A 20,731-nucleotide genomic window follows, 5' to 3' on the forward strand; every position below is an offset into this window, starting at 1 on the left:
TGCTGATCCAAAAGAGTTTTGGAGGTGACACTATGCTTTATGTCAATAATCTGCACAAATCTTACCAAAGCGGCCTTAAGACCTATGAGGTGCTGAAAGGGGTCAGTCTGAATGTGAGCAAGGGAGAGTTTACTGCCGTTATGGGGCCATCCGGATCCGGGAAAAGTACCCTGCTAAACTGCATTTCCTGTTATATTCCTTATGAAGAAGGGGTGATCACCTTGGCGGGGCAGAAACTGTCCGGCCTGCCGGAAGGGGAATTGGCGAAAGTGCGCAACGAGAAGCTGGGATTCGTCTTTCAGGATTTTATGCTGCTGGATGGGCTGACAGTGCGGGAAAATATTCTGCTTCCCAGGATCATACACGGAGAAGTGGACCGGGACGGAGAAGAAAACGCGGACCGGCTCTGTGAGATTTTTGGAATTTCTGCTATCCGGGACAAATATCCGGCGGAGATCTCTGGAGGGGAGAAGCAGCGTGCGGCAGTGGCCCGCGCCCTCATCAACCAGCCTCTTTTGATCCTGGCGGATGAACCTACCGGCAATCTGGACTCCAAGTCCAGCCGGAAGGTGATCGATTCCTTTTTGGAAGCCCAGTATACATTGGAGGCCACTATTTTTATGGTGACCCATGACAGCTTTGCGGCATCCTTTTGTGACCGGGTTATTATCCTGCGGGACGGGAAAGTCTGCCGGACTCTGGAAAGGCAAGGAGACCGGGCGGCGTTTCAGGATGAACTGCTGCTGACGATCAAGGAAATGAGTGGTGATGAAGTATGAGAACAGAGATGATCCGAACGATGAAACAGGTTTTTGGGAAACTGAGAAAATATGGAAAAAGCGATTACCGGCTGCTGCGGCTGTGCAACTTCCTTGCGGATCTTCTGATCACTGCCTTTGCGTTTATCATCTGCTCCCCTACCATCCAGGATACCTTTCCTGACAATGGAGACAGTATGAAACAGGTAATGATGATCTTCGTCCTGGCGCTGGCAGGGTGCCTGATCTTTACCGCTTATGCGGCCGCCTTGTTTTTCCGTTATAAATCCAGGGAAATAGGAGTGCTTCTGGCGCTGGGGGCCGGCAAACGGTCTCTTGGCGGCCAATTGTTCCTGGATCTTGGCATATCTATGGTACTGCCCGGCGCTGGCGGTATCCTGCTGGGGGCGCCTTTTGCCTGGGGGATCTGGCAGATCTTCCGGTTATTTTTGGTGGATAAAAGCGGGACGGTCCTCACCTTTACTTTTGGGGGACTGGCGGTGGGACTGGCATTTCTGTCGGTGTCCCTGGCGGTATCCTGTCTGCTGGGGCTCCGGTTTCTGGCAGGGGCCAGTGTGATGGACGTGGTAAATACCCAGCGCAGAAGTGAACCGATCCGGGATGTGAAAGGGTGGTATCTGCCTGTGGGAATTCTCCTCTGTATCCTGGGGGCTGTCCTTGGCTACGGACACATGGGATTTTTTGTAAATGTGCTGAAAAGGATGCCTCCGGGCTGGATGCAGATCTTATATCTCCCAATCCTGCCGGGGATCTACATGATCATTTTGTATGCGGTAATCCGGGGCAGGAAGAAGAGAAGGCATCCCTATCAGGGCATCATTTCCAGAAGCATGATGAAGTTTCAGGGACGCCAGACGGTCAATAACATGCTGGTGATGACGATATTGGTGGCAGGCGCTTGTTTTGCCCTGTTCTATGCGCCTATGACCAGCGCGGGTCTCATCTATGATATAGAATCCTGGGAAAGAGATGTATCTCTCCGGCTGCGGAAAGATTTAGATCTGCCAGACCGGCAGGAGATCAGGGAGCTGGCTGTCCAGTATGGGGTGGAGCTTTCTGAATGGCAGGAGACAGAAGTGATCTGTCTGGGCAGAGACGGAGTGCTGGATGAACTGGATGAGGAAACGGGGCGGTTTACCGAAGAATACCGGAAGATCATAGGGGATGCGCTGTGCCTCTCAGAATCCGGCTACGAGAAGCTGACGGGTCAGGAGATCCAGGTGGAGGCAGGGACCTGCGATTCGGTCGTTTCCAAAGGAAGTGAAGAGGATTCAGCCCAGGAGACAGGGATTTTTACGAATATGTCTACCGGGCGGGAGCTGGAGGCAAAGGCCGGGCAGATCCGTCATTACCGCATGCTGTCAGACTGCGTGATCTTAAACGACCAGGATTTCCAGAAGATTTCAGAAGGTCTTCAGGAGAGCTGGCGGGAGACGTTTGTCCTGTTTGATCTGGCGGGAGACAAAGACCAGCAGGGGGAATATGGATTTGCCAAGGCCCTTTACCAGAGGATCCTAGATGGCAGCGAAGGCGCTGGACTGGATTCCGAGTTTTATTCCAGGGCGGTGAAAGCGGACACCGAGAAAAGAGGGGAAGAATACTGGGCCGATTCAGATCCGGAGGGACAGTTTACCAAAGAAGAGCAGGGGACATTTTCTTTCCAGACGCTGTGGAAATACCGGCCTCAGATCCGGGTGCTGGAAGAGCAGGATCTGATCACCAGATTCGCGGTACTGTTTATGACATTCGTCTTTATGGCTCTGGTCTGCTTTACCTCCGTGCTGATCATCAGCTATACCCGGAGCCTGACGGTAGCTTTGGGAAACCGTCAGGTGTATCAGGATCTGGAACGGCTGGGAGCTGGAGTGGAATTCAGGTACGATGCTTTGCGGCGTCAGATCTCCAAGATCTACCAGGTGCCGACGATCCTTGGGATGTTGGCGATCCTTGGATTTTTCAGCATGATCCTGTACGTCAACGACGGAAAGATCAGCCCCTCAGAAGGGATGGGGCTTCTGGTATGCGTTGTACTAGAGCTCCTTTTGGCGGCAGTCCTTTTCGGGTTCTATCGGAAGTCTCTGAAAAAGGTGTGCCAAATGCTGGGAGTAAAGAGGCGGGCAGGCGGTTCATGGCAGGAGCCAAGTTGACTTTCCGGAATGAAGCTTCTATAATAGAGCGAAACCGGACTATGGAATTTGGCGGTGAAAAGAGGTTTCGCGGATGAAAGAAAACCAGATATTACTAGAAGAACATTATCCGTTCTGGGAACATTTGACGGAGGAAGAGCGGGAGACTCTGGTCTCTAACTGTGCGGAGAAAACATATCAAAAAGGAGAGCTGGTCCACCGCTCGGAGGAACAGTGCAAGGGAGCGATTCTTGTCCTGGAAGGACAGCTTCGTGTCTACATTGTCTCAGATGAAGGCCGGGAAGTGACCCTTTTTCGGATCCGGGAGGGGGAGACCTGCGTGCTGTCAGCGTCCTGTCTGTTGGACGCCATTGCTTTTGATATGCTGATCGAGGCGGTATCGGCTGCTAAGGCGCTGATCCTGCCAACTCCGGTACTGCGTCCCATTATGGAGGAAAATCCATACGTGGGGCTGTATATGTACCGGTCAGCCACCGAGCGTTTTTCAGATGTTATGTGGACGATGCAGCAGATTTTATTTATGGGCATTGACCAGAGGGTGGCCAGCTTCCTGTGGGATGAGATGCTCCATCAGGGAACAGAGATTTCTATGACCCATGAAGAGATCGCCAGACTTATCGGAAGCGCAAGAGAAGTGGTATCAAAAGTGCTGAAATATTTATCAGAGGAAGGAATTGTAACTCTGGGCAGGGGGAAGATTCGGATTGCCGCTAAAGAAAAGTTAAGAAATATCGCTCAGAAGGCATGAACGGTTGACAGAGGGATGATTTGATGGTATCGTGTGGAAGACTTTGTATTCTTCTTATAAAAAGCGGGGAATAAATATAAAAAAAACAGGAGATCATCCAAAATATGAGACAAGAAAGAAAAGATAGTCAGCCGGCGGGAATCTTTTTGATCCGCCTGTTTCAGGGAATGTTGATCGGCCTGGGAGCGGTTCTGCCGGGAATATCAGGCGGAGTCCTCTGCGTGGTCTTTGGAATCTATCGGCCGGTCATGGAACTTTTATCCAGTCCTTTTAAACGATTCCGGACTCATATGCCCAAACTGCTTCCGGTGGTCATCGGCGTGGCTGTAGGGTTTATCGGAATTGCAAACTTATTATCCTTTTTCCTGGAAAAATATCCAGATCCTTCCGTATGCGTATTTGTTGGCCTGATCACTGGGATGCTGCCTTCCCTTATGCGGGAGGCCGGGCAGGAAGGGCGAAGTAAAGGCTCCTGGATATCCATGGGGATTGCTTTCGTGGTGATCATTGTCCTTTTGACAGCGTTAAATGTGATGAATATCCAGATCGTGCCTAATACAGGCTGGTATCTGTTCTGCGGATTCTGTCTGGCATTGAGCATTATTGCTCCCGGCATGAGCTTTTCAACGCTGCTTATGCCTTTGGGATTGTATACGCCTTTTGTGGACGGTCTGGGACATTTGGATCCGCAGGTGATCTGTGCCAGCGGGATCGGCGCCATAGTGACGGTGATCTGTCTGGCCAAAGGTGTGGACGCTTTATTCAGAAACTTTTATTCTTATGCCTTCCATGGGATCATAGGAATTGTCGCGGCGGCTACCATCATGATCATACCGGTGAAAAGTTTTGCGGCTTCCGCGGGGGCTATGCTGACCAACGTGATCTGCCTTGCGGCCGGTATTGTGTGCGCTTTGGCGCTGGATAAGTTCAACAGCAGATTTCCAAAAGAATAAAAACCAAGATGCGTGAAGAAGAAACGGAGGGCAGTTTTCTGGCGAGAGCCTGAGACTGCGCTCTTTTTTTGTTTCTTTTGAAAAAGCCTTGTGGTAGAATGGAGAAGAGTGTAAATTGTGTGATAGTTCTTGCAGACAGAGGAGGAAATGAGAGAATGGGAAGTCGAAAAATCATCCAGGTAGAGGATAAGGTTCCTTTTAAACTGCTGGTGCCTCTTAGCGTCCAGCACATGTTCGCTATGTTTGGCGCATCTGTCCTGGTGCCCTTCTTATTTGGGCTGAATCCAGCGGTGGTGCTGTTTATGAATGGTGTGGGTACGCTGCTGTTCATGGTGTTGACGAAGGGCAAAGCGCCGGCCTATCTGGGGTCTAGCTTTGCCTTTATCGCGCCTGCTCAGATCGTGATCCAGGAGATGGGATATGAATATGCCCTGGGCGGATTTGTAGCGGTTGGATTCTTGGGGTGTGTACTGGCGCTGATCATCTATAAATTTGGCTCGGACTGGATCGATGTTGTCCTGCCGCCGGCTGCCATGGGACCGGTAGTGGCGCTGATCGGTCTGGAACTGTCCGGAAGCGCCGCGGATACGGCTGGAATTCTTGGGGATCAGGTGGATATGAAAAACGTGATCGTATTTGCGGTTACTTTGGGAGTGGCTGTGTTTGGGAACATTTTATTCCGCGGATTCCTTTCGGTGATCCCGATCTTGATCGCGGTGATCGCCGGATACGCGGCGGCGCTGGCCTGCGGGATCGTGGATTTCCAGGCAGTAGCGGAGGCTTCTGTATTTGCGGTTCCTAATTTCTCCTTTCCAAAATTCGATCTGGATGCGATCCTGATGATCCTGCCAGTTCTATTGGTGATCACTTCGGAACATATCGGGCATCAGGTGGTGACAAGCAAGATCGTCGGAAGAGATCTGCTGAAAAATCCGGGGCTCCACCGGTCGCTTCTGGGAGATAACCTGTCCACTATGCTGTCCGGTCTGATCGGATCGGTTCCGACTACTACCTATGGTGAAAATATTGGAGTCATGGCGGTGACAAAAGTTTACAGCGTGCGGGTGATCGCGGGAGCCGCGGTATTGTCTATCATCTGTTCTTTTGTAGGGAAACTTTCTACGCTGATCCAGACCATTCCAGGCCCGGTGATCGGCGGCATTTCCTTCCTGCTCTATGGAATGATCGGAGCTTCTGGAATCCGTATTCTGGTGGATTCCCAGGTGGACTACGGACGGTCCAGGAATCTGACTTTGACCAGCGTAGTCTTTGTCACTGGTCTTTCTGGAATCGCGGTGAAGCTTGGAGATATAGAATTGGCGGGAATGGTGCTGGCCTGTGTAACGGGAATGGTCTTAAGCCTGATCTTCCATATTTTGGACCGGCTGAATTTGACCAACGACCAGGAGGAAACGGGAGAGACAGATGAAGGCTAATGAATGTGCGGAAAACAGGGGAAGAGGAATGGCAGGGACGCTTTGTGACCTGCATACCCATACGGTTCTTTCCGATGCTTCCCGGACAGTGGAGCAGGTGATGGATTACGCCAGACAGATCGGGCTGAAATATATTGCTATCACAGATCATGATACGCTGGCCGGGACAGAAGAAGCGGTGGAACTGGGGGAAAAATACGGAATCCGGGTGATCCCTGGGACGGAGATTTCCACTAGAGATGAGAACACCGGGAGGACGGTACATCTGCTCTGCTATCGGCCCAAAGATAGGGAGGGGCTTCAGGCGTTTCTGGATGAGACACTGGAGCATCGGCGCAGGCAGAAACTCCAGATGGCGGCCAATGTACAGAAACGCTATCCCCTCCTGACGCAGGAGCTGGTGAAGGAATATGCCGAAAACAGTCAGTCTATCTACGAATGTCATATCATGCAGCCTTTGTGTGATCTGGGATATACCAATACGGCCATAGGCGAACTGATGAAATCCCTGATCTCATCCAAGGGGAGCTGTTTCGTGCCGGGGAAATATCCCACGACCAGGGAAGCAGTCCGGGCCGTCCAGGAAGCTGGCGGAATCGCGGTGGTGGCCCATGCGGAACAGTTCGATTCCTTTGGCTTGATCGAGGAATACGCAAGCAAAGGATGGCTTCAAGGAGTTGAAGTAAACCATCCAAGGAATGGAGAAGAATCCCGGCGAAGACTGCGGAAAATCGTGGAAAAGTACGGTTTGCTGGTGACGGGCGGAAGCGACTTCCACGGGCAGTATGCAAGACAGCCCCATCCGCTTGGATTCTGCGGCTGCACAGTAGAAGAGGCCCGGAAATTGATGGAGTATGTCGATTAGGTACAGGGCAAAACGCAATTTGGGACGTAGTATTTTTTAAAAATGCTACGTCCCAAATTGCGTTCAAATTGCGTTTACTGGCAGGAATATGCGCCGTCTACGATAATATCGCTTCCGGTGGTATATCCGGATGCGTCAGAAGCCAAATATAGTATGGGCGGGATCAGCTCTTCTGGCGTTCCCATCCGGTGCAGCGGAATAAGAGGCATCCAGGCGTCTTTCAGCTCTTTTGGAACATCGACGGCCATGGGGGTGGCGATATATCCAGGGCTTAAGGAATTTACCCGGATTCCGTGCTCTGCCCATTCTACGGCCAGAGATTTCGTCATATGGATGACGGCGGCTTTGGAAGCGTTGTAGGAACACTGCCATTGAGGAATGTTTACAATGCTTCCGGACATAGAAGCCATATTGATGATACTTCCTTTGATGCCACGCTCGATCATGATTCGGCCTACGGCCCGCGCCATGATAAATTCGCCAGTAAGATTTACATCCACTACCTGGCGGAACTCTTCGACTGTGGCTTCCAATGTAGATTGATGCATACAGATTCCGGCGTTGTTGAAAAGAACGTCGATAGAACCAGAGCGCTCAAGAATTGTCTGAAGCGCGTGATCCACCTGGGCTTCATCGGTCACATCCGTCTTTAAGTCGTACGCTTTTCCGCCTTCTCTTTCGATCAGTTCAACGGTTTCTTTAGCGCCGGAGCGGCACAAGATCACAACTTCCGCGCCGGCCTTCGCAAGCCCGCAGGCAATGACCTGTCCGATTCCCCGGCCTCCTCCGGTAACGATGGCAACTTTGCCGTCCAGTCCAAACATATCTTGTAAATACATAAGCAAAATCCTTTCTTTACATATATTTTTTCAATTGGGGCCGGGGGATTTTTAAAAATCCCCCGGCCCCAATTGAAAATGCCCTGTCCCAAATTAATCCAGGTACCCTTCTCTTGGGGTGACATGGAACTGTGCCGCTAAATCTTTCAGCTGTTCTTCTGGAAGGCGGCTTTTGATTTCTAAATGTGCGATTTTCATATAAATTTCCGCGGCTTTTTCTACAGTTTCGATCAGTCCGAAAGCTTCGTCCAGATCATGGCCTACGGCAAAAATGCCGTGCTGTGCCCAGATTACCAGGCGGCGGTCTTTTATTTTTTCCGCGGTAGCCTCACCGATGGCGTTTGTGCCGGAAACCATCCAAGGTACCAGTCCCACTCCATCGGGGAAAATAACGATGCACTCGGAGCACATGCCCCAAAGCGTCCGGGTGATCTCTCGTTCATCCGGCGGACATACGAAGGTCAAAGCAATGGTGTTGACTGGATGACAGTGCATGACTACCCGGTGGGAGGGATCGGTTTTCAGCCGTGCCATGTGATTCATCAGATGGGTGGGAAATTCACTGGTAGGAGCGGCGTCCCCCTGGAATCCCCACAGCACCTCAGCTTCCCGTCCATTGTCCGCAATGCGTACGATCCCAAGATTTTCAGACGGATTTTTGGCCACGTTTTTGAAATATTTCCCAGTTCCCGTGACCAGAAAAAGTTTCCCCGCAAGGGGAGCGGCGTCAAATTGAATTGGAATCTTCCGTATGACTGCGGAGAGATCCAGATATTCTTCTAATTCTCCAGAAGATAGAAGCTGGCTGATATTTCCGCCGTTGCGCTCATCCCATCCAAGCCGGTACATATTTGCTGTCATTTCACACATTTCTGTGAGAAATGGCGCTGTCAAAATATCTTTCATATCCTGCTCCTTTCCAAAAGCCGGAGATAGTCTCGATAGTGGGTATCCCATAAGGCGTGATCCTGAGGTTTATATTCTCGGACGATCGAAGCCGGAGCCAGGATAGACTTGGCCTCCTCTAACGTAGAAGCGGCGCCCATAGCAATGAGCTGGACTGTGATGTTTCCGATAGCCGTGGCTTCATCCGGTCCGGCGATCACAGTTTTTCCAGAAGCATTGGCGGTAAACTGGCAGAGCATCTCGGCTTTGGAGCCGCCTCCCATCATATTGATCACAGGCAGAGTTTTGCCAGAGATCCGCTCCAGCGTTTCCACTGTCCAGCGAAATTTCATCGCCAGACTTTCGTAAATGCAGCGTATCAGCGCGCCCACAGTCTCAGGCTTTGCGCCAAAATGTTCCTGGCAGTAATCCTGAATCTTTCTCGGAATATTTCCCGGATCATAGAACCTGGGATCGTCGGGGTCAAAGAAAAACCGGAAAGGCTCAGCCTTTTCCGCCAGCTCTCCAAGCTGGGAAAAAGAAAAATCCATTCCATGTTCCTGGTAATACCGTCGGGTTTCCTGGATAAACCAGGAACTCATGACATTGCGCAGAAGACGGTGATGGCCCGGATACCCGCCTTCGTTCGCTAGGTTTGCCTGATATCCCTCGGGCGTGATGACGCAGGAGGGAAGTTCCGTTCCGATCAGCGCCCAGGTTCCGCAGCTGATCAGCGCGCAGTCCGTGGTAAGGGGCGAAGAAAGGTAGGCAGAGGCGGTGTCGTGTTCGCAGACGACAGCCACAGGAAATCCCTTCGTTTCCATCATCTGGTTGTAAGACTGACTGGTACGGCCAAGCAAAGTGCCGGGTTTTGTCAGGGCGCCGAAGAGCCGTCGGGGAATCTGGTATGTGTCCAAAATCTCCTGGCACCAGTCATCCTGCCGGAAATCATACATCTGGCTGACAGAAGCCAGAGTGTATTCATTGATCATCTTCCCGGTGAGATAATAGAGCAGAAGATCCGGAATATACAGTAATTTATACGCGTGATCTAATAGAAAGCCGTGTCCGTCTTCCCTCATGGCGGCAAGCTGCATATAGGTGTTAAAAAGAGCGTTCTGATTCCCGCTTAAGGAATAAAGATGTTCTTTCGAGATTTTCTTATAAATTTTATCCGCGTGGCGTTTGGTGCGGTTGTCTCTGTAGCAGCGTACAGGAGAAAGTAAAGCGCCGTCCTTGTCGATCAGACCGAAATCATTGGAGAAAGAATCGATGGCAAAGGAATCAATACGATCCCCGGTCAGCGCGATAGCCTTCTTAATGCCCACATTCATTTCCCTATAAATGTTCATAATATCCCAGTACAGCGCATTTCCCATAGAATAGGAAATATTGTCGAACCGGTGGATATCCTGGACCGACACGTTTTCTCCTTCGATGGCCGCAAGGAACAGTTTTCCGCCGCTTGCGCCAAGGTCGAAAGCTAATATGTTCAATGATAAATCCTCCTCTAGTCGGTGATGATCCGGATGCCGTATTTCTTCGTGATCATCCGGACCGTCTCGGCGGTCTGAGGTGTATAGTCATATTTATCTGTGATGATATAATCCACGGCATCAAAACCGGATAAATAGAAAGGCCCATTGATCTCAAATTTTGTATGATCCGCCAGAAGATAAGTTTTCTCGGACTTACGCATCATGGCCAATTTTGTGTCAACCTCATTAAGACTGATGTCGGTAAGCTGTTTATTCAAGGTGACGCCGGTACAGGAAATGAACGTTTTATTTGGGAAAAATTCTTCCGCGCTTTTGATCGTTCTGGTCCCGTACACGGAGTAATTGTTTTGGTTGTAAAATCCGGCCAGAGAAATCAAAGACAAGTTAGGATTCTCCATCTTGGCAGCTTCCAGCAGTACCTTGATCGAGTTGGTGATGATCGTAAGGTGCAGTTCCCTTGGGATATAATCCAAAAGGAAAAGAGTAGTGGAACTGTTGTCGATAAAGATTGTGTCTCTGTCCTCAATAAACGTAGCAGCTTTCTGGGCGATCACCTTCTTAGCCGGGATGTTGCGGACATGACGCAGGGCGAAAGGATAATCATTGTTCATGACGGCTTCGCCGTACTTTGCCGCCGCCCCAACGCTGGGAGTATTGGCATTTAAGATCGCTCCGCCGTGGGTGCGAGTCAGGATGCCTTCCGCTTCCAGCCCTTTTAGATCCCGCCGGATCGTTTCTTTGGAAGTGTGCAGCATATCGGCAAGGATACTGACGCTTACAGATGACTGGGATCCCAGAAGATCAATGATTTTCGCTTTTCTTTCCTGACTATACATAATTCATACCATCCTTGTTTCTATTTTGAGCAGCTCCTAAGACTGCGCCGCGCGTGAGCGCGCCTGGAAGCGCTAGATGAGCCCTTTGGTGATGGTGCAGAACGCGTCGCACTCGATCCGCTCTAACATACTGTAAGCAAGATAGATGCTGGGGCCGGACACAACTACCCCATGTTTAGGCATGATCATGCCAATGGGTTTCTTTTCGGCAAGTTCTCTGTGATCTTCGAAATACTGATAAACATTTCTGCTCAATTCTTCAGAATAGGCCTTGGTCCATTGGATGCAGCCCACTTCTCCTCTTCCCATGGTAGCTTCTGTCACATTTGGAATGGGTTTTCCCTGTGCGACGAAAGGCATGCAATAAAACGGATGCGCGTGGATCGTACACTCGATTTCTTTGAAATTACTCAGGATCAGTACATGCATCAGACTTTCTCTGGAAAGTTTGCCCTCCCCTTCCAGAAGATTTTGATCATAGTCGATCAAAAGAAAATCTTCCGGCTTCATATTGCAGTGCTTGCGCTCGGACATCAGTGAAGGAGAGATCAGGATGCGGTTGTCGTCCACGCGGACCGCGAAATTTCCTCCCGCCGCGTTGGTGAGTCTGCGCTCCCACATAAGCTTCGCGATAGTTACCATTTCCTGTCTCATTTCATAGTAAGATAAGTTGCTCATTTTTTTCTCCTTTTACTTTAATATAATTATTGAATTTTTTCAATTGTTACCTGATTTTTCAAAGCCATTGCCCGATCCAAGTCATAGCCTACGGAAATATCGGATTCCGCGGTCGCGGCAGATACTGCGGTAGCAATGCGAAGCGTCTCTTCTATTCCGTGATTCCTGGAAACTCCGTAGACAAAACCGGCCAGATAGCAGTCTCCGCAGCCAATGGTGTTGCAGACATGTACTTTTGGGGGATGTACCCGATAGAATCCTTCCGGAGTCTTTACGATGGAACCATCTCCCCCTAATGACACCGCGATGATCGGAATGTTGTAGCGGTCCAAACTGCTGATGGCGTTCATGATAGCCGTATCGTCCTCTGGGATCGGGAAACCGGACAGGGTAGACAATTCGTCCAGGTTTGGCTTGATCATGTATGGGCTTTCCTGGATGCATTCTTTTAAGGATTTGCCGCTGGTATCCAAGAAGAACCGGACATCTTTATCCCGAAACACCCGCAGGATCCGATTGTAAACGGCAGGGTCCGGGGAATTAGAGGCATCGCCGGAGAAGACCAGGTAATCGCCTGGCCGGATCACAGCCTCCATTCTCGTGATCAGGGATTCCAGTTCATTTTCTGTAAGCTGTACGCCGCTCTCCGCGACAATGGTGCAGTCAGCGGTATCTTCGATCAGAAGATAATTCGTCCGCGTCTGACGGCCGCCGGCCTCATAGTGGTCAAACTCTACACAGATACCAGCTTTTTCCAGCATATCCATAACGCGTTTTCCCGTGGCGCCGTGGCAGATGCCAAAAGCGGTGTTGTCCTGTCCCAGCAGCTTTAGATTGATGGATACATGCGTACCCTTCCCGCCCAGAGTATCCTGGATTCTTTGGATCCGGTTCGTAACGTTCCGTTCAAACCTGTTCAGGTAAAGGATCCGATCGATGGCGGGATTCAGCGTCAATGTATGGATCATAACATACCCCTTTCTGTTTGTTTTTTGTATTTGACAAGGGTAGAATAACACAAAAACAAAAAGAAAACAACAAAAAAGTAAAAAAGTTAAAAAAATATCAAACTAAAACAGAAGTAATTATGAATAAAGTATGAATAAAAAATGTCCGAAAAAACGGGGCGGTTCATAAAAAAGAACAAGAAAGGACATCCGATAGGGCAAAAAAATGAATTGACAATAGGAGAGAAGAAGTATATCATAAAGCTATAACAAGCATAATGCATAAATATGGCGGTTAAAATAATGGTTTAACTATCGGAAATGACTAAAACAACATTTTTGATTGCTAAATCATATAAAAACGGTCAAAAACGGAAAATGCTGACGGCTTAATAATGAAGGAAGGGAGGAAGCTATTCATGAGTGAAATTCAAATGAGAGTAAGCGGGATCAGTAAATCTTTCCCGGGTGTCAAGGCGCTCAGCAATATAGATTTCGCTGTCCGTAAGGGTACAGTCCACGCGCTCTGCGGTGAGAACGGCGCAGGGAAGTCTACCTTGATGAAGATCATCAACGGGCTGTATAAAGCGGATGAGGGGCAGATCTTCATTGATGAGAAACCGGTAGAGGTTAAGAACCCGATTCAGGCCAGAGAGCTTGGAATTTCCATGATAGCGCAGGAACTCAACTACGCATCGGAATTGTCTGTAGAAGAGAATATTTTTATGGGACGTCTTCCGGTGAACAAGTTTGGAAAAGTAAATTGGAAAAAGGTCCGCAGTGAGGCAGTGAAATTTTTGGAGGAGCAGAAGCTCCCTTATGCTCCGACACAGAAACTGAAGACACTGACGGTATCAGATATCCAGATGCTGGAGATCATCAAGGCGATTACTAATAATGCCAAGATCGTGATCATGGATGAGCCGACATCATCAATTTCTCAAAGAGAAGCAGAACTGCTGTTTAAGAAGATCGCGGAGCTGAAGGCCGCTGGTGTCAGCATCATTTACATATCCCATAAGATGGACGAGGTGTTCCGTATCGCGGACGATATCACGGTCCTTCGTGACGGAACAGTGGTTTCCACAGACCGGGCGGAAGATCTTGATCTGGAAACGGTCATCAACCGGATGGTTGGGCGGAAACTGGACAACGCGTATCCAAAGGAAGAGGTTCCGCTTGGAGACGTGGCTCTGGAAGTAGAGCATTTCTCTATGAAAAATATTTTCGACGACATTTCTTTCCAGGTGCGCAAAGGAGAGATCGTTGGTTTTGCCGGTCTGGTAGGAGCTGGAAGAACAGAGACGATGAGAGCGATGTATGGCTTGGATCCGCATGATTCCGGGACCATCAAACTGAACGGCAAGGAAGTAACGATCAAAAATCCGATGGATTCGATCAAACAGGGGATGATCATGCTGTCGGAAGACCGGCGGGAATACGGGCTGATTCCAGTGCGGAGCGTACGTGAAAACGCTAGTATCGCCAATTTGGAGTCCTATATCTATGGCGGGATCACTCATAAGAAGAAAGAGGAACGAGAAGTCGCAGACATGTTCGAGAAGATGGAAGTGAAGACGCCGTCTCTGGAGACTCCGATTTCTTCACTCTCCGGCGGAAACGCGCAGAAGGTCCTCCTGGCAAGATGGATGCTCTGCAATCCAGACGTCATGATCCTGGACGAGCCTACCAGAGGTATCGATGTTGGAGCGAAGTTTGAGATTTATAAACTGATGACCGACATGGTAAAAAATGATAAAGCGGTTGTCATGGTTTCATCAGAGATGGCAGAGCTGATCGGTATGTGTGACCGGATCTACATTATGTGCCAGGGCCGGATCACAGGCTGTCTGAACAGAGATGAGTTCTCTCAGGAGACCATCATGAAATACGCGACCAACTTAATGAATCTTTAAAAATATGTTGGATGGAGGGAATGAAGAAAATGACTACGAATTCTAAATTACGTCAAAATGCTCAGAAGTACTCTATCTTTTTGATACTGATCGCGATGTTTATCATCTGTAGTATCTTAAGCCCGTACTTCTTAACGAGCAACAACTTGATCAATATTTTGCGTCAGACCTGTGTGGGCCTGCTGATCGCATACGGTGAAATGATCCTGATCATCGCTGGATTCCTGGATCTGTCTGTAGCATCTGTTCTGGCTCTTTCAGGTGTCCTGGCGGTGGATACATATCGGCATACACAGTCGCTGATCTTATCACTGGTGGTAGCGATCGTAGTAAGTATCCTGTGTAACCTGTTCAACGCGTTCTTCGTAGCTCAGTTTGATGTGCCGGCGTTCATCGCCACCTTGGGTATGCAGGAGATCGCCCGTGGTATCGCGCTTTACTACTGCGGCGGTTCTAATATCCTGCAGCTTGGAGATTTCGTTGTTCTTGGACAGGGAACGGTAGGGCCGATCCCGATTCCGGTCATCATCGTGTTTGTGATCAGTTTTATCATCTGGTATCTGGTCAACGAGACCCGGTGGGGCAGAAGCCTTTACGCCATCGGCGGAAACCGGAACGCGGCGGTAGCCAGTGGTATCAATGTAAAAGTAAGTATCTATAAAGCATATATCATTAATGGTATCATGGCCGCTTTCGCGGGAGTGATCTTTATGGCGAGAAATAACGCGGGTCTTCCCAACGGCGCGGTAGGATATGAGATGAACGGTCTGACGGCGGCTATCGTCGGCGGTACTTCCTTTACCGGCGGTATCGGAACAGTTACCGGAACCATTGCCGGTGCGTTTATCATCGCGTTCCTGGAGAATATCATGAACTTGCTGGGAATCGACTCTTATATCCAGCAGATCATCAAAGGAGCGATCGTAGTTATCGCTGTAGCCTTCGACGTAATGAGCAAGAGCAAGAAGAGCGCGAAGGTGATCATCGCGGATGATTCTGATAAGAAGAAAGAGGAGAAATAATCCAGATTGCAGCTGAGGATTTGTACGGCAAAGCGTTTTTTTCCTGCATGACGATGCTTGCGGTACTTAAAACCTAAATGAAAAAAGAAAAAGGGAGGAAAAACTATGAAAAACATCAAAAAGATCCTTTCAATGGTGCTTGTTCTGGCAATGGTGGTTGCAATGACCGCCTGCAGCGGCTCCGGCGGAGATTCCGAAGGCGGAGACGGCGGAGATGGCTATCGTGTAGCGTTTATCGCACGTGCCAGCGCTGATACATTTGCCGCGTGGCTGACTCGTGAGATGCAGTCTGAGGCAGAAAAGTATGACGACATCACCCTTGAGTACTTCAGTGGTGAGGGAGACAACAACCAGGTTAACAGTCTTCTGGAGGACTGTGTAACAAAACAGTACGATCTGGTTATCGTACAGGTTAACGATAACGCGGCATCCGCTCCTTATGTAAAACAGGTTGTAGATGCTGGAATCCCGGTTATCACAACAAACCCGGCAGTACATCAGGGCGACCTGGACGGAACAGATGATGATTCTCTTCTGGAAGGAACCGGAACTGTTGACGCTGACCCTGTAGCACAGGCACAGCCAAGCGCTGAGGCGGCGGTAGAGGAAATCCCAGAGAACGCTAATGTAGTTGTATTGATGGGACCATCCAACAACTTCCACTCTGACGGACGTCGTGACGGATGGGAGCAGTACTTCTTCGCTGAGAGACCTGACGTAACGATCCTTTACGAAGATTACGCAAACTGGAACAGTGACGAAGCTCTTGCGCTGATGGAAACATGGGTACAGGGCGGAACTCATATCGACGCGATCATCTCCATGAACGACAACATGGCAGCAGGCGCGATCGAGGCGATCCGGAACAACTCCGATTACTTCAATGAAGACGGAACACCGAACTTCCTGGCATACGGCGTTGATGGAAACGCTCAGGGCGTTCTCCTTGTAAAAGAAGGACTTCTGACCAGAACAACTCTTCAGGATGCTTCTCTGCTTGCTGAGCAGTGTATGTCCAACGCACATGACGTTCTGACAGGCGAAAAAGAAGTTACAGATGTAGAGTACTATGTAGACGCTCCTGTAATCAACAGCGAGACTGTTGACGAGTATGTACAGCTTTACGTTGACAACGGCGAGATTTCTGAAGATGGAAGCAGCCTTGTTGAGCAGTAAGATACAGATTGATTTGGGAAAGTAAGTTTTAAAGAGCAAACGAAAATGATGCAGGAATAATGACGGCGCCTCGCCGGGAGGACCTGGCGGGGCGCCCATTAAAAGGGAATACTGGGGAGTCTTACGGCTTGTCAGTTTTTTATTTTAAAACGCTTGAGAAAAAATTAACGATATGAGATCGGAAAATACGGAGAAATCCGTGGAAATTTATAAATAAATCAAAGGAAAGGAGAAGCGGTGCCTGTAGGCATCGCGGTGAGTGACTATGAAGAACAGAGGAGCATTTATGGTTGGACTGGACAAGATGGAGATCCGCGACATTCCTATGCCGGAGCCAAAGGAGAAGGAAGTTCTGGTAGAGATGGAGTATGTAGGGATCTGCGGATCCGATGTCCACTATTTCCATGACGGAAGATGTGGTTCCTATGAAGTAGAAGGCGACTTTATGCTGGGGCATGAATGTGCCGGAACGGTCGTAGCTCTTGGAGAAGGTGTACAGAATCTGAAGGTAGGCGACAGAGTCGCTCTGGAGCCGGGTATTACCTGCGGCGAGTGTGAGTTCTGTAAGAGAGGTCTTTACAATCTGTGCCCGGACGTACAGTTCCTTGCAACTCCTCCGGTACAGGGCTGCTATGAAAACTATATCGCGTTCCCGGAGAATATGTGCTTCAAGCTTCCGGAAAACATCAGCACCAAAGAGGGCGCTCTGATCGAACCCCTGTCTGTTGGTCTTCATGCCGCAAATCAGGGAAATGTTCAGCTTGGTGACTCTGTAGTCATCCTGGGCGCTGGCTGCATCGGTCTTGTTACGCTTTTGGCCTGCAAAGCCCACGGCGCATCTGACATCACAGTTGTAGACGTGATCCCGAAACGTCTGGACTATGCTATGAAACTGGGCGCTACCCGCGTTATCAATGGAAAAGAAAAAGATGCGGTAGAAGAGATCATGAAGCTGACAAATGGCGCAGGTGTTGAAAAAGTATTTGAGACCGCAGGATCTCCGTTTACTATCCAGCAGACTCCTTATCTTGTAAAGAGAGCTGGAACTATCACTTTGGTAGGAATCTCCGCGCAGGAGAAGATTGAGTATAACTTTGCCCAGATCATGGACAAAGAACCAACGATCAAATCCGTATTCCGTTACCGGAACATTTATCCGCAGGCAATCGCGGCGATCGCGGACGGAACCATCGATGTGTCTGGTATCGTGACACATGAGTTCGCGTTTGATGATATCCAGGAAGCCTTTGACTGCGCCATCAACAATAAGGATGACGTTGTAAAAGCGGTGATCAAGATTAAATAAGGATATCCTCAGGTATAAAAACAGGAGCAATTAGGGGGCGCCTGTTTCAGGCGCCCTCAGATCTTGGAGGGAAGGATCATGGATTACAGAAATTTTGATGAGAATTTCTCGCTGTCCGGCAAGACGGCCATTGTGACCGGAGCTGCCAGTGGAATTGGATATGAGATTGCGAAAATGTATGCCAGAAAAGGGGCGAATGTAGTGTGCTTTGACTTGCGCGCGCCCCAAGAGCTGGAAAAATATATGCAGGAACAAGGAGTAGGTTTCCTGGCATGTGTGGGAGACATTACGAAGACAGAAGATATCGAAGCGTGTGTAAATGCCGCGGCGGAGAAGTTCGGGGCGCTGGATATCCTGGTAAACTGCGCCGGCATCGGCGTGGTGGAAGGAGTGTTGGAACACGGAGAAGCATTGTGGGACAAGACGCTGGCTATCAACCTGACCGGAAATGTCCGTTTTATGCGGGCGGCCGCCGCGTATATGAAAGAACATGGCGGCGGTAAGATCATCAATATGGGATCTCAGGCCGGAGTAGTAGCTTTGGACGGTCATTTGACCTATGGCTGCTGCAAAGCGGCGATCATCTATGCCACAAAGCAGTTTGCTATGGAACTGGCACAGTATAACATCAATGTAAACGCCATCTCTCCGACGATCATTCTAACCCCTATGGGAGAAGAGAACTGGAACAACGAGCGGGGAGAGGAATTTAAGAAAAAGATACCGGCGCATCGGTTCGGCTATCCGGAAGAGGTGGCAGCCTGCGCGGTATTCCTTGCCAGCGATGCGGCAAGTCTGATCAACGGGGCAAACCTGGTGATCGATGGAGGATTTACGATCTGTTAATCAACAATGACAGGCAGAAAAGTAAGGCATAATCAACATGGAGGTTCTTAAAAATGGAAGAGAAAAGAGTAAAAGAACTGGCACTGCAGGCGGCGAAGATCCGTAAGACGGCGCTGAAGGCCATTGAGGCCGCTCAGTCCGGCCACGTAGGAGGATCCTTCTCAGTGGCTGATATCCTGACGGTACTGTATTTTGACAAGATGAACATTGACCCGAAAGATCCAAAGAATCCAGACAGAGACAGATTCGTTTTATCCAAAGGCCATTGTACGCCTACGATGTACGCGACACTTGCGCTGAAAGGATATTTCCCGGTAGAAGATCTAAAGACATTCCGGAATGTGGACAGCTATCTGTCCGGTCATGTAGAGATGACGAAAGTTCCGGGCGTGGATATGTCGGCAGGATCTCTGGGACAGGGACTTTCCGCGGCTATCGGAATGGCGCTGGCAGGGAAAGTAGATAAAAAGGACTATCGTGTTTACGCGGCTCTGGGAGATGGCGAGATCCAGGAAGGCCAGATCTGGGAAGCGGCTATGGCGGCTGGCAACTACGGGCTGGATAATCTGACAGTGTTCGTGGACAACAATAATCTCCAGATAGACGGAACGGTGGAAGAAGTAATGTCCCCATATCCGATCGATGAGAAATTCCGGGCGTTCAAGTGGAACGTGATCGATATAGATGGTCATGACTACGCGCAGATCGCCCAGGCTGTTGACACCGCGAAAGAGACCAAAGGTCGTCCAACGATGATCGTAGCCAAGACAGTGAAGGGAAAAGGCGTATCTTTTATGGAGAATAATGTGAAATTTCACGGAAGTACTCCGACGGCAGAACAGTTTGAACAGGCATTTAAAGAGTTGGATGCGCAGATCGCATCACTGGAGGTGTAATCATGGGAAAAGTAATCGCTACAAGAGAGGCATACGGAAGAGCTCTGTGTGAATTCGGGGCAGATGAGAGGATCATGGTATTCGACGCGGACCTTACGATCTGTACGATGTCCTGCTATTTTGCGGAAAAATATCCAGAGCGGTTTTTCAACGCGGGGATCGCGGAGTGCAACATGGCGGGAATGGCCGCTGGAGCGGCAACGGCGGGGAAAATCTCCTTCTGCCATACATTTGCTATGTTTGCCGCGGGCAGGATTTACGATCAGGTGCGCAATTCCATTGCGTATCCGGGGCTGAATGTGAAAGTAGTAGGAACCCACGCGGGCCTTTCTGTGGGGGAGGATGGAGCTACCCACCAGTGCATCGAGGACTTGAGTCTTATGCGTACGATTCCGGGAATGACGGTGATCTGCCCTTGCGATGCCAATGAGACCAGAGAGGCAGTGAAAGCAATGATCGATTATGAAGGACCGTGCTATCTGAGGCTGGGCCGTTCTGGCGTGGAATGCATCACAGATGAGATTCCGGGATATAAGTTTGAACTTGGGAAGGGAATCCAGCTGGCAGACGGAAAAGATGTGACTATCATTGCCACCGGACTGATGGTGCAAGAAGCGGTAAAAGCGGCGGAAATCCTGAAGGGAGAAGGCATCAGCGCAAGAGTGATCGACTTGCATACTATTAAACCGATCGATCGGGATATCATTGTGAAAGCGGCCAAAGAGACGGGAGCCATTGTTACTACAGAAGAGCACAACGTGATCGGCGGTCTGGGAGCCGCGGTTTCCGAAGTGGTCGGGGAGACTTGCCCGGTCCCAGTAGTGAAACATGGAGTAGAAGACGTATTTGGCCATTCTGGAACGGCGGAAGCGCTGATGGTGAAATACGGTCTGACGCCGGAGAAGATCGCGGCAAAAGCAAAAGAAGCGATCGCGCTGAAGAAATAGAAGACTTCTG

At 49.7% G+C, this 20,731-nt stretch carries 19 protein-coding genes; 13 read left to right on the forward strand and 6 right to left on the reverse strand.

Annotation, left to right across the window (positions count from 1 at the left end):
• Nucleotides 1-32 precede the first annotated feature (32 nt).
• The 6 genes from FND36_02310 (at nucleotide 33) to FND36_02335 (ending at nucleotide 6,928) form a co-directional block, all read left to right on the forward strand.
• The gene (locus FND36_02310) at nucleotides 33-779 is read left to right on the forward strand and encodes an ABC transporter ATP-binding protein (protein ID QDW72977.1); all 747 of its coding nucleotides are present in this window, start codon (nucleotides 33-35) and stop codon (nucleotides 777-779) included.
• Nucleotides 776-2,926: an FtsX-like permease family protein gene (locus FND36_02315; protein ID QDW72978.1), complete on the forward strand. Its 2,151-nt coding sequence runs from the start codon at nucleotides 776-778 to the stop codon at nucleotides 2,924-2,926. The genes FND36_02310 and FND36_02315 overlap by 4 nt, the downstream gene beginning before the upstream one ends.
• A gap of 73 nt (nucleotides 2,927-2,999) precedes the next feature.
• Entirely contained in the window at nucleotides 3,000-3,674 is a 675-nt protein-coding gene (locus tag FND36_02320) for a Crp/Fnr family transcriptional regulator (protein QDW72979.1), read from the forward strand.
• A gap of 104 nt (nucleotides 3,675-3,778) precedes the next feature.
• On the forward strand, nucleotides 3,779-4,627 hold the full coding sequence (locus tag FND36_02325) for a DUF368 domain-containing protein (GenBank protein QDW72980.1): 849 nt from the start codon (nucleotides 3,779-3,781) through the stop codon (nucleotides 4,625-4,627).
• A gap of 155 nt (nucleotides 4,628-4,782) precedes the next feature.
• Nucleotides 4,783-6,063 (forward strand): uracil permease, encoded by a 1,281-nt coding sequence (uraA, locus tag FND36_02330; protein QDW72981.1) that lies wholly within the window; start codon nucleotides 4,783-4,785, stop codon nucleotides 6,061-6,063.
• A 28-nt stretch (nucleotides 6,064-6,091) separates the two neighbouring features.
• Complete coding sequence (locus FND36_02335; GenBank protein QDW75515.1) at nucleotides 6,092-6,928, forward strand: PHP domain-containing protein; 837 nt, start codon at nucleotides 6,092-6,094, stop codon at nucleotides 6,926-6,928.
• Nucleotides 6,929-7,002: 74 nt separating this feature from the next.
• Here the strand turns inward: FND36_02335 and FND36_02340 are convergent, their stop codons facing one another.
• From FND36_02340 to FND36_02365, 6 genes are all read right to left on the reverse strand, one after another.
• Nucleotides 7,003-7,767 (reverse strand): SDR family oxidoreductase, encoded by a 765-nt coding sequence (locus FND36_02340; GenBank protein ID QDW72982.1) that lies wholly within the window; start codon nucleotides 7,765-7,767, stop codon nucleotides 7,003-7,005.
• Nucleotides 7,768-7,860: 93 nt separating this feature from the next.
• On the reverse strand, nucleotides 7,861-8,673 hold the full coding sequence (rhaD, locus tag FND36_02345) for a rhamnulose-1-phosphate aldolase (GenBank protein QDW72983.1): 813 nt from the start codon (nucleotides 8,671-8,673) through the stop codon (nucleotides 7,861-7,863).
• On the reverse strand, nucleotides 8,670-10,148 hold the full coding sequence (locus FND36_02350) for a rhamnulokinase (protein QDW72984.1): 1,479 nt from the start codon (nucleotides 10,146-10,148) through the stop codon (nucleotides 8,670-8,672). The genes rhaD and FND36_02350 overlap by 4 nt, the downstream gene beginning before the upstream one ends.
• Before the next feature lie 14 nt (nucleotides 10,149-10,162).
• Nucleotides 10,163-10,987, reverse strand: a complete 825-nt coding sequence (locus FND36_02355; GenBank protein QDW72985.1) for a DeoR/GlpR transcriptional regulator — start codon at nucleotides 10,985-10,987, stop codon at nucleotides 10,163-10,165.
• Nucleotides 10,988-11,059: 72 nt separating this feature from the next.
• Nucleotides 11,060-11,665 (reverse strand): aldolase, encoded by a 606-nt coding sequence (locus FND36_02360; protein QDW72986.1) that lies wholly within the window; start codon nucleotides 11,663-11,665, stop codon nucleotides 11,060-11,062.
• Between the two features lie 26 nt (nucleotides 11,666-11,691).
• Nucleotides 11,692-12,633, reverse strand: coding sequence for a 1-phosphofructokinase family hexose kinase (locus tag FND36_02365; protein QDW72987.1), 942 nt, complete (start codon nucleotides 12,631-12,633; stop codon nucleotides 11,692-11,694).
• 398 nt (nucleotides 12,634-13,031) lie between these two features.
• Here FND36_02365 and FND36_02370 point away from each other — a divergent pair, with 398 nt between their 5' ends.
• The 7 genes from FND36_02370 (at nucleotide 13,032) to FND36_02400 (ending at nucleotide 20,721) form a co-directional block, all read left to right on the forward strand.
• Nucleotides 13,032-14,528, forward strand: a complete 1,497-nt coding sequence (locus FND36_02370) for a sugar ABC transporter ATP-binding protein (GenBank protein QDW72988.1) — start codon at nucleotides 13,032-13,034, stop codon at nucleotides 14,526-14,528.
• Nucleotides 14,529-14,557: 29 nt separating this feature from the next.
• A complete protein-coding gene (locus tag FND36_02375) occupies nucleotides 14,558-15,550 on the forward strand; it encodes an ABC transporter permease (GenBank protein QDW72989.1) in 993 nt (330 codons plus the stop codon).
• A 105-nt stretch (nucleotides 15,551-15,655) separates the two neighbouring features.
• Nucleotides 15,656-16,726: a substrate-binding domain-containing protein gene (locus FND36_02380; protein ID QDW72990.1), complete on the forward strand. Its 1,071-nt coding sequence runs from the start codon at nucleotides 15,656-15,658 to the stop codon at nucleotides 16,724-16,726.
• 265 nt (nucleotides 16,727-16,991) lie between these two features.
• Nucleotides 16,992-18,032: an NAD(P)-dependent alcohol dehydrogenase gene (locus FND36_02385; GenBank protein QDW72991.1), complete on the forward strand. Its 1,041-nt coding sequence runs from the start codon at nucleotides 16,992-16,994 to the stop codon at nucleotides 18,030-18,032.
• Nucleotides 18,033-18,110: 78 nt separating this feature from the next.
• A complete protein-coding gene (locus FND36_02390) occupies nucleotides 18,111-18,878 on the forward strand; it encodes a D-threitol dehydrogenase (GenBank protein QDW72992.1) in 768 nt (255 codons plus the stop codon).
• A gap of 53 nt (nucleotides 18,879-18,931) precedes the next feature.
• Nucleotides 18,932-19,774, forward strand: a complete 843-nt coding sequence (locus FND36_02395; GenBank protein QDW72993.1) for a transketolase — start codon at nucleotides 18,932-18,934, stop codon at nucleotides 19,772-19,774.
• Nucleotides 19,775-19,776: 2 nt separating this feature from the next.
• Nucleotides 19,777-20,721: a transketolase family protein gene (locus FND36_02400; GenBank protein QDW72994.1), complete on the forward strand. Its 945-nt coding sequence runs from the start codon at nucleotides 19,777-19,779 to the stop codon at nucleotides 20,719-20,721.
• Nucleotides 20,722-20,731: the final 10 nt, after the last annotated feature.

This window comes from Lachnospiraceae bacterium KGMB03038 (assembly GCA_007361935.1).
Taxonomy (GTDB): domain Bacteria; phylum Bacillota; class Clostridia; order Lachnospirales; family Lachnospiraceae; genus Massilistercora.

What these genes read in the sequence shown, in the direction of transcription:
- FND36_02385 (QDW72991.1), top strand. Translation starts at nt 16,992, where the DNA reads ATGAAGAACAGAGGAGCATTTATGGTTGGACTGGACAAGATGGAGATC.
- FND36_02375 (QDW72989.1), top strand. Translation starts at nt 14,558, where the DNA reads ATGACTACGAATTCTAAATTACGTCAAAATGCTCAGAAGTACTCTATC.
- FND36_02360 (QDW72986.1), bottom strand. Translation starts at nt 11,665, where the DNA reads ATGAGCAACTTATCTTACTATGAAATGAGACAGGAAATGGTAACTATC.
- FND36_02380 (QDW72990.1), top strand. Translation starts at nt 15,656, where the DNA reads ATGAAAAACATCAAAAAGATCCTTTCAATGGTGCTTGTTCTGGCAATG.
- uraA (QDW72981.1), top strand. Translation starts at nt 4,783, where the DNA reads ATGGGAAGTCGAAAAATCATCCAGGTAGAGGATAAGGTTCCTTTTAAA.
- rhaD (QDW72983.1), bottom strand. Translation starts at nt 8,673, where the DNA reads ATGAAAGATATTTTGACAGCGCCATTTCTCACAGAAATGTGTGAAATG.
- FND36_02355 (QDW72985.1), bottom strand. Translation starts at nt 10,987, where the DNA reads ATGTATAGTCAGGAAAGAAAAGCGAAAATCATTGATCTTCTGGGATCC.
- FND36_02390 (QDW72992.1), top strand. Translation starts at nt 18,111, where the DNA reads ATGGATTACAGAAATTTTGATGAGAATTTCTCGCTGTCCGGCAAGACG.
- FND36_02325 (QDW72980.1), top strand. Translation starts at nt 3,779, where the DNA reads ATGAGACAAGAAAGAAAAGATAGTCAGCCGGCGGGAATCTTTTTGATC.
- FND36_02340 (QDW72982.1), bottom strand. Translation starts at nt 7,767, where the DNA reads ATGTATTTACAAGATATGTTTGGACTGGACGGCAAAGTTGCCATCGTT.
- FND36_02310 (QDW72977.1), top strand. Translation starts at nt 33, where the DNA reads ATGCTTTATGTCAATAATCTGCACAAATCTTACCAAAGCGGCCTTAAG.
- FND36_02370 (QDW72988.1), top strand. Translation starts at nt 13,032, where the DNA reads ATGAGTGAAATTCAAATGAGAGTAAGCGGGATCAGTAAATCTTTCCCG.
- FND36_02365 (QDW72987.1), bottom strand. Translation starts at nt 12,633, where the DNA reads ATGATCCATACATTGACGCTGAATCCCGCCATCGATCGGATCCTTTAC.
- FND36_02335 (QDW75515.1), top strand. Translation starts at nt 6,092, where the DNA reads ATGGCAGGGACGCTTTGTGACCTGCATACCCATACGGTTCTTTCCGAT.
- FND36_02315 (QDW72978.1), top strand. Translation starts at nt 776, where the DNA reads ATGAGAACAGAGATGATCCGAACGATGAAACAGGTTTTTGGGAAACTG.
- FND36_02395 (QDW72993.1), top strand. Translation starts at nt 18,932, where the DNA reads ATGGAAGAGAAAAGAGTAAAAGAACTGGCACTGCAGGCGGCGAAGATC.
- FND36_02400 (QDW72994.1), top strand. Translation starts at nt 19,777, where the DNA reads ATGGGAAAAGTAATCGCTACAAGAGAGGCATACGGAAGAGCTCTGTGT.
- FND36_02320 (QDW72979.1), top strand. Translation starts at nt 3,000, where the DNA reads ATGAAAGAAAACCAGATATTACTAGAAGAACATTATCCGTTCTGGGAA.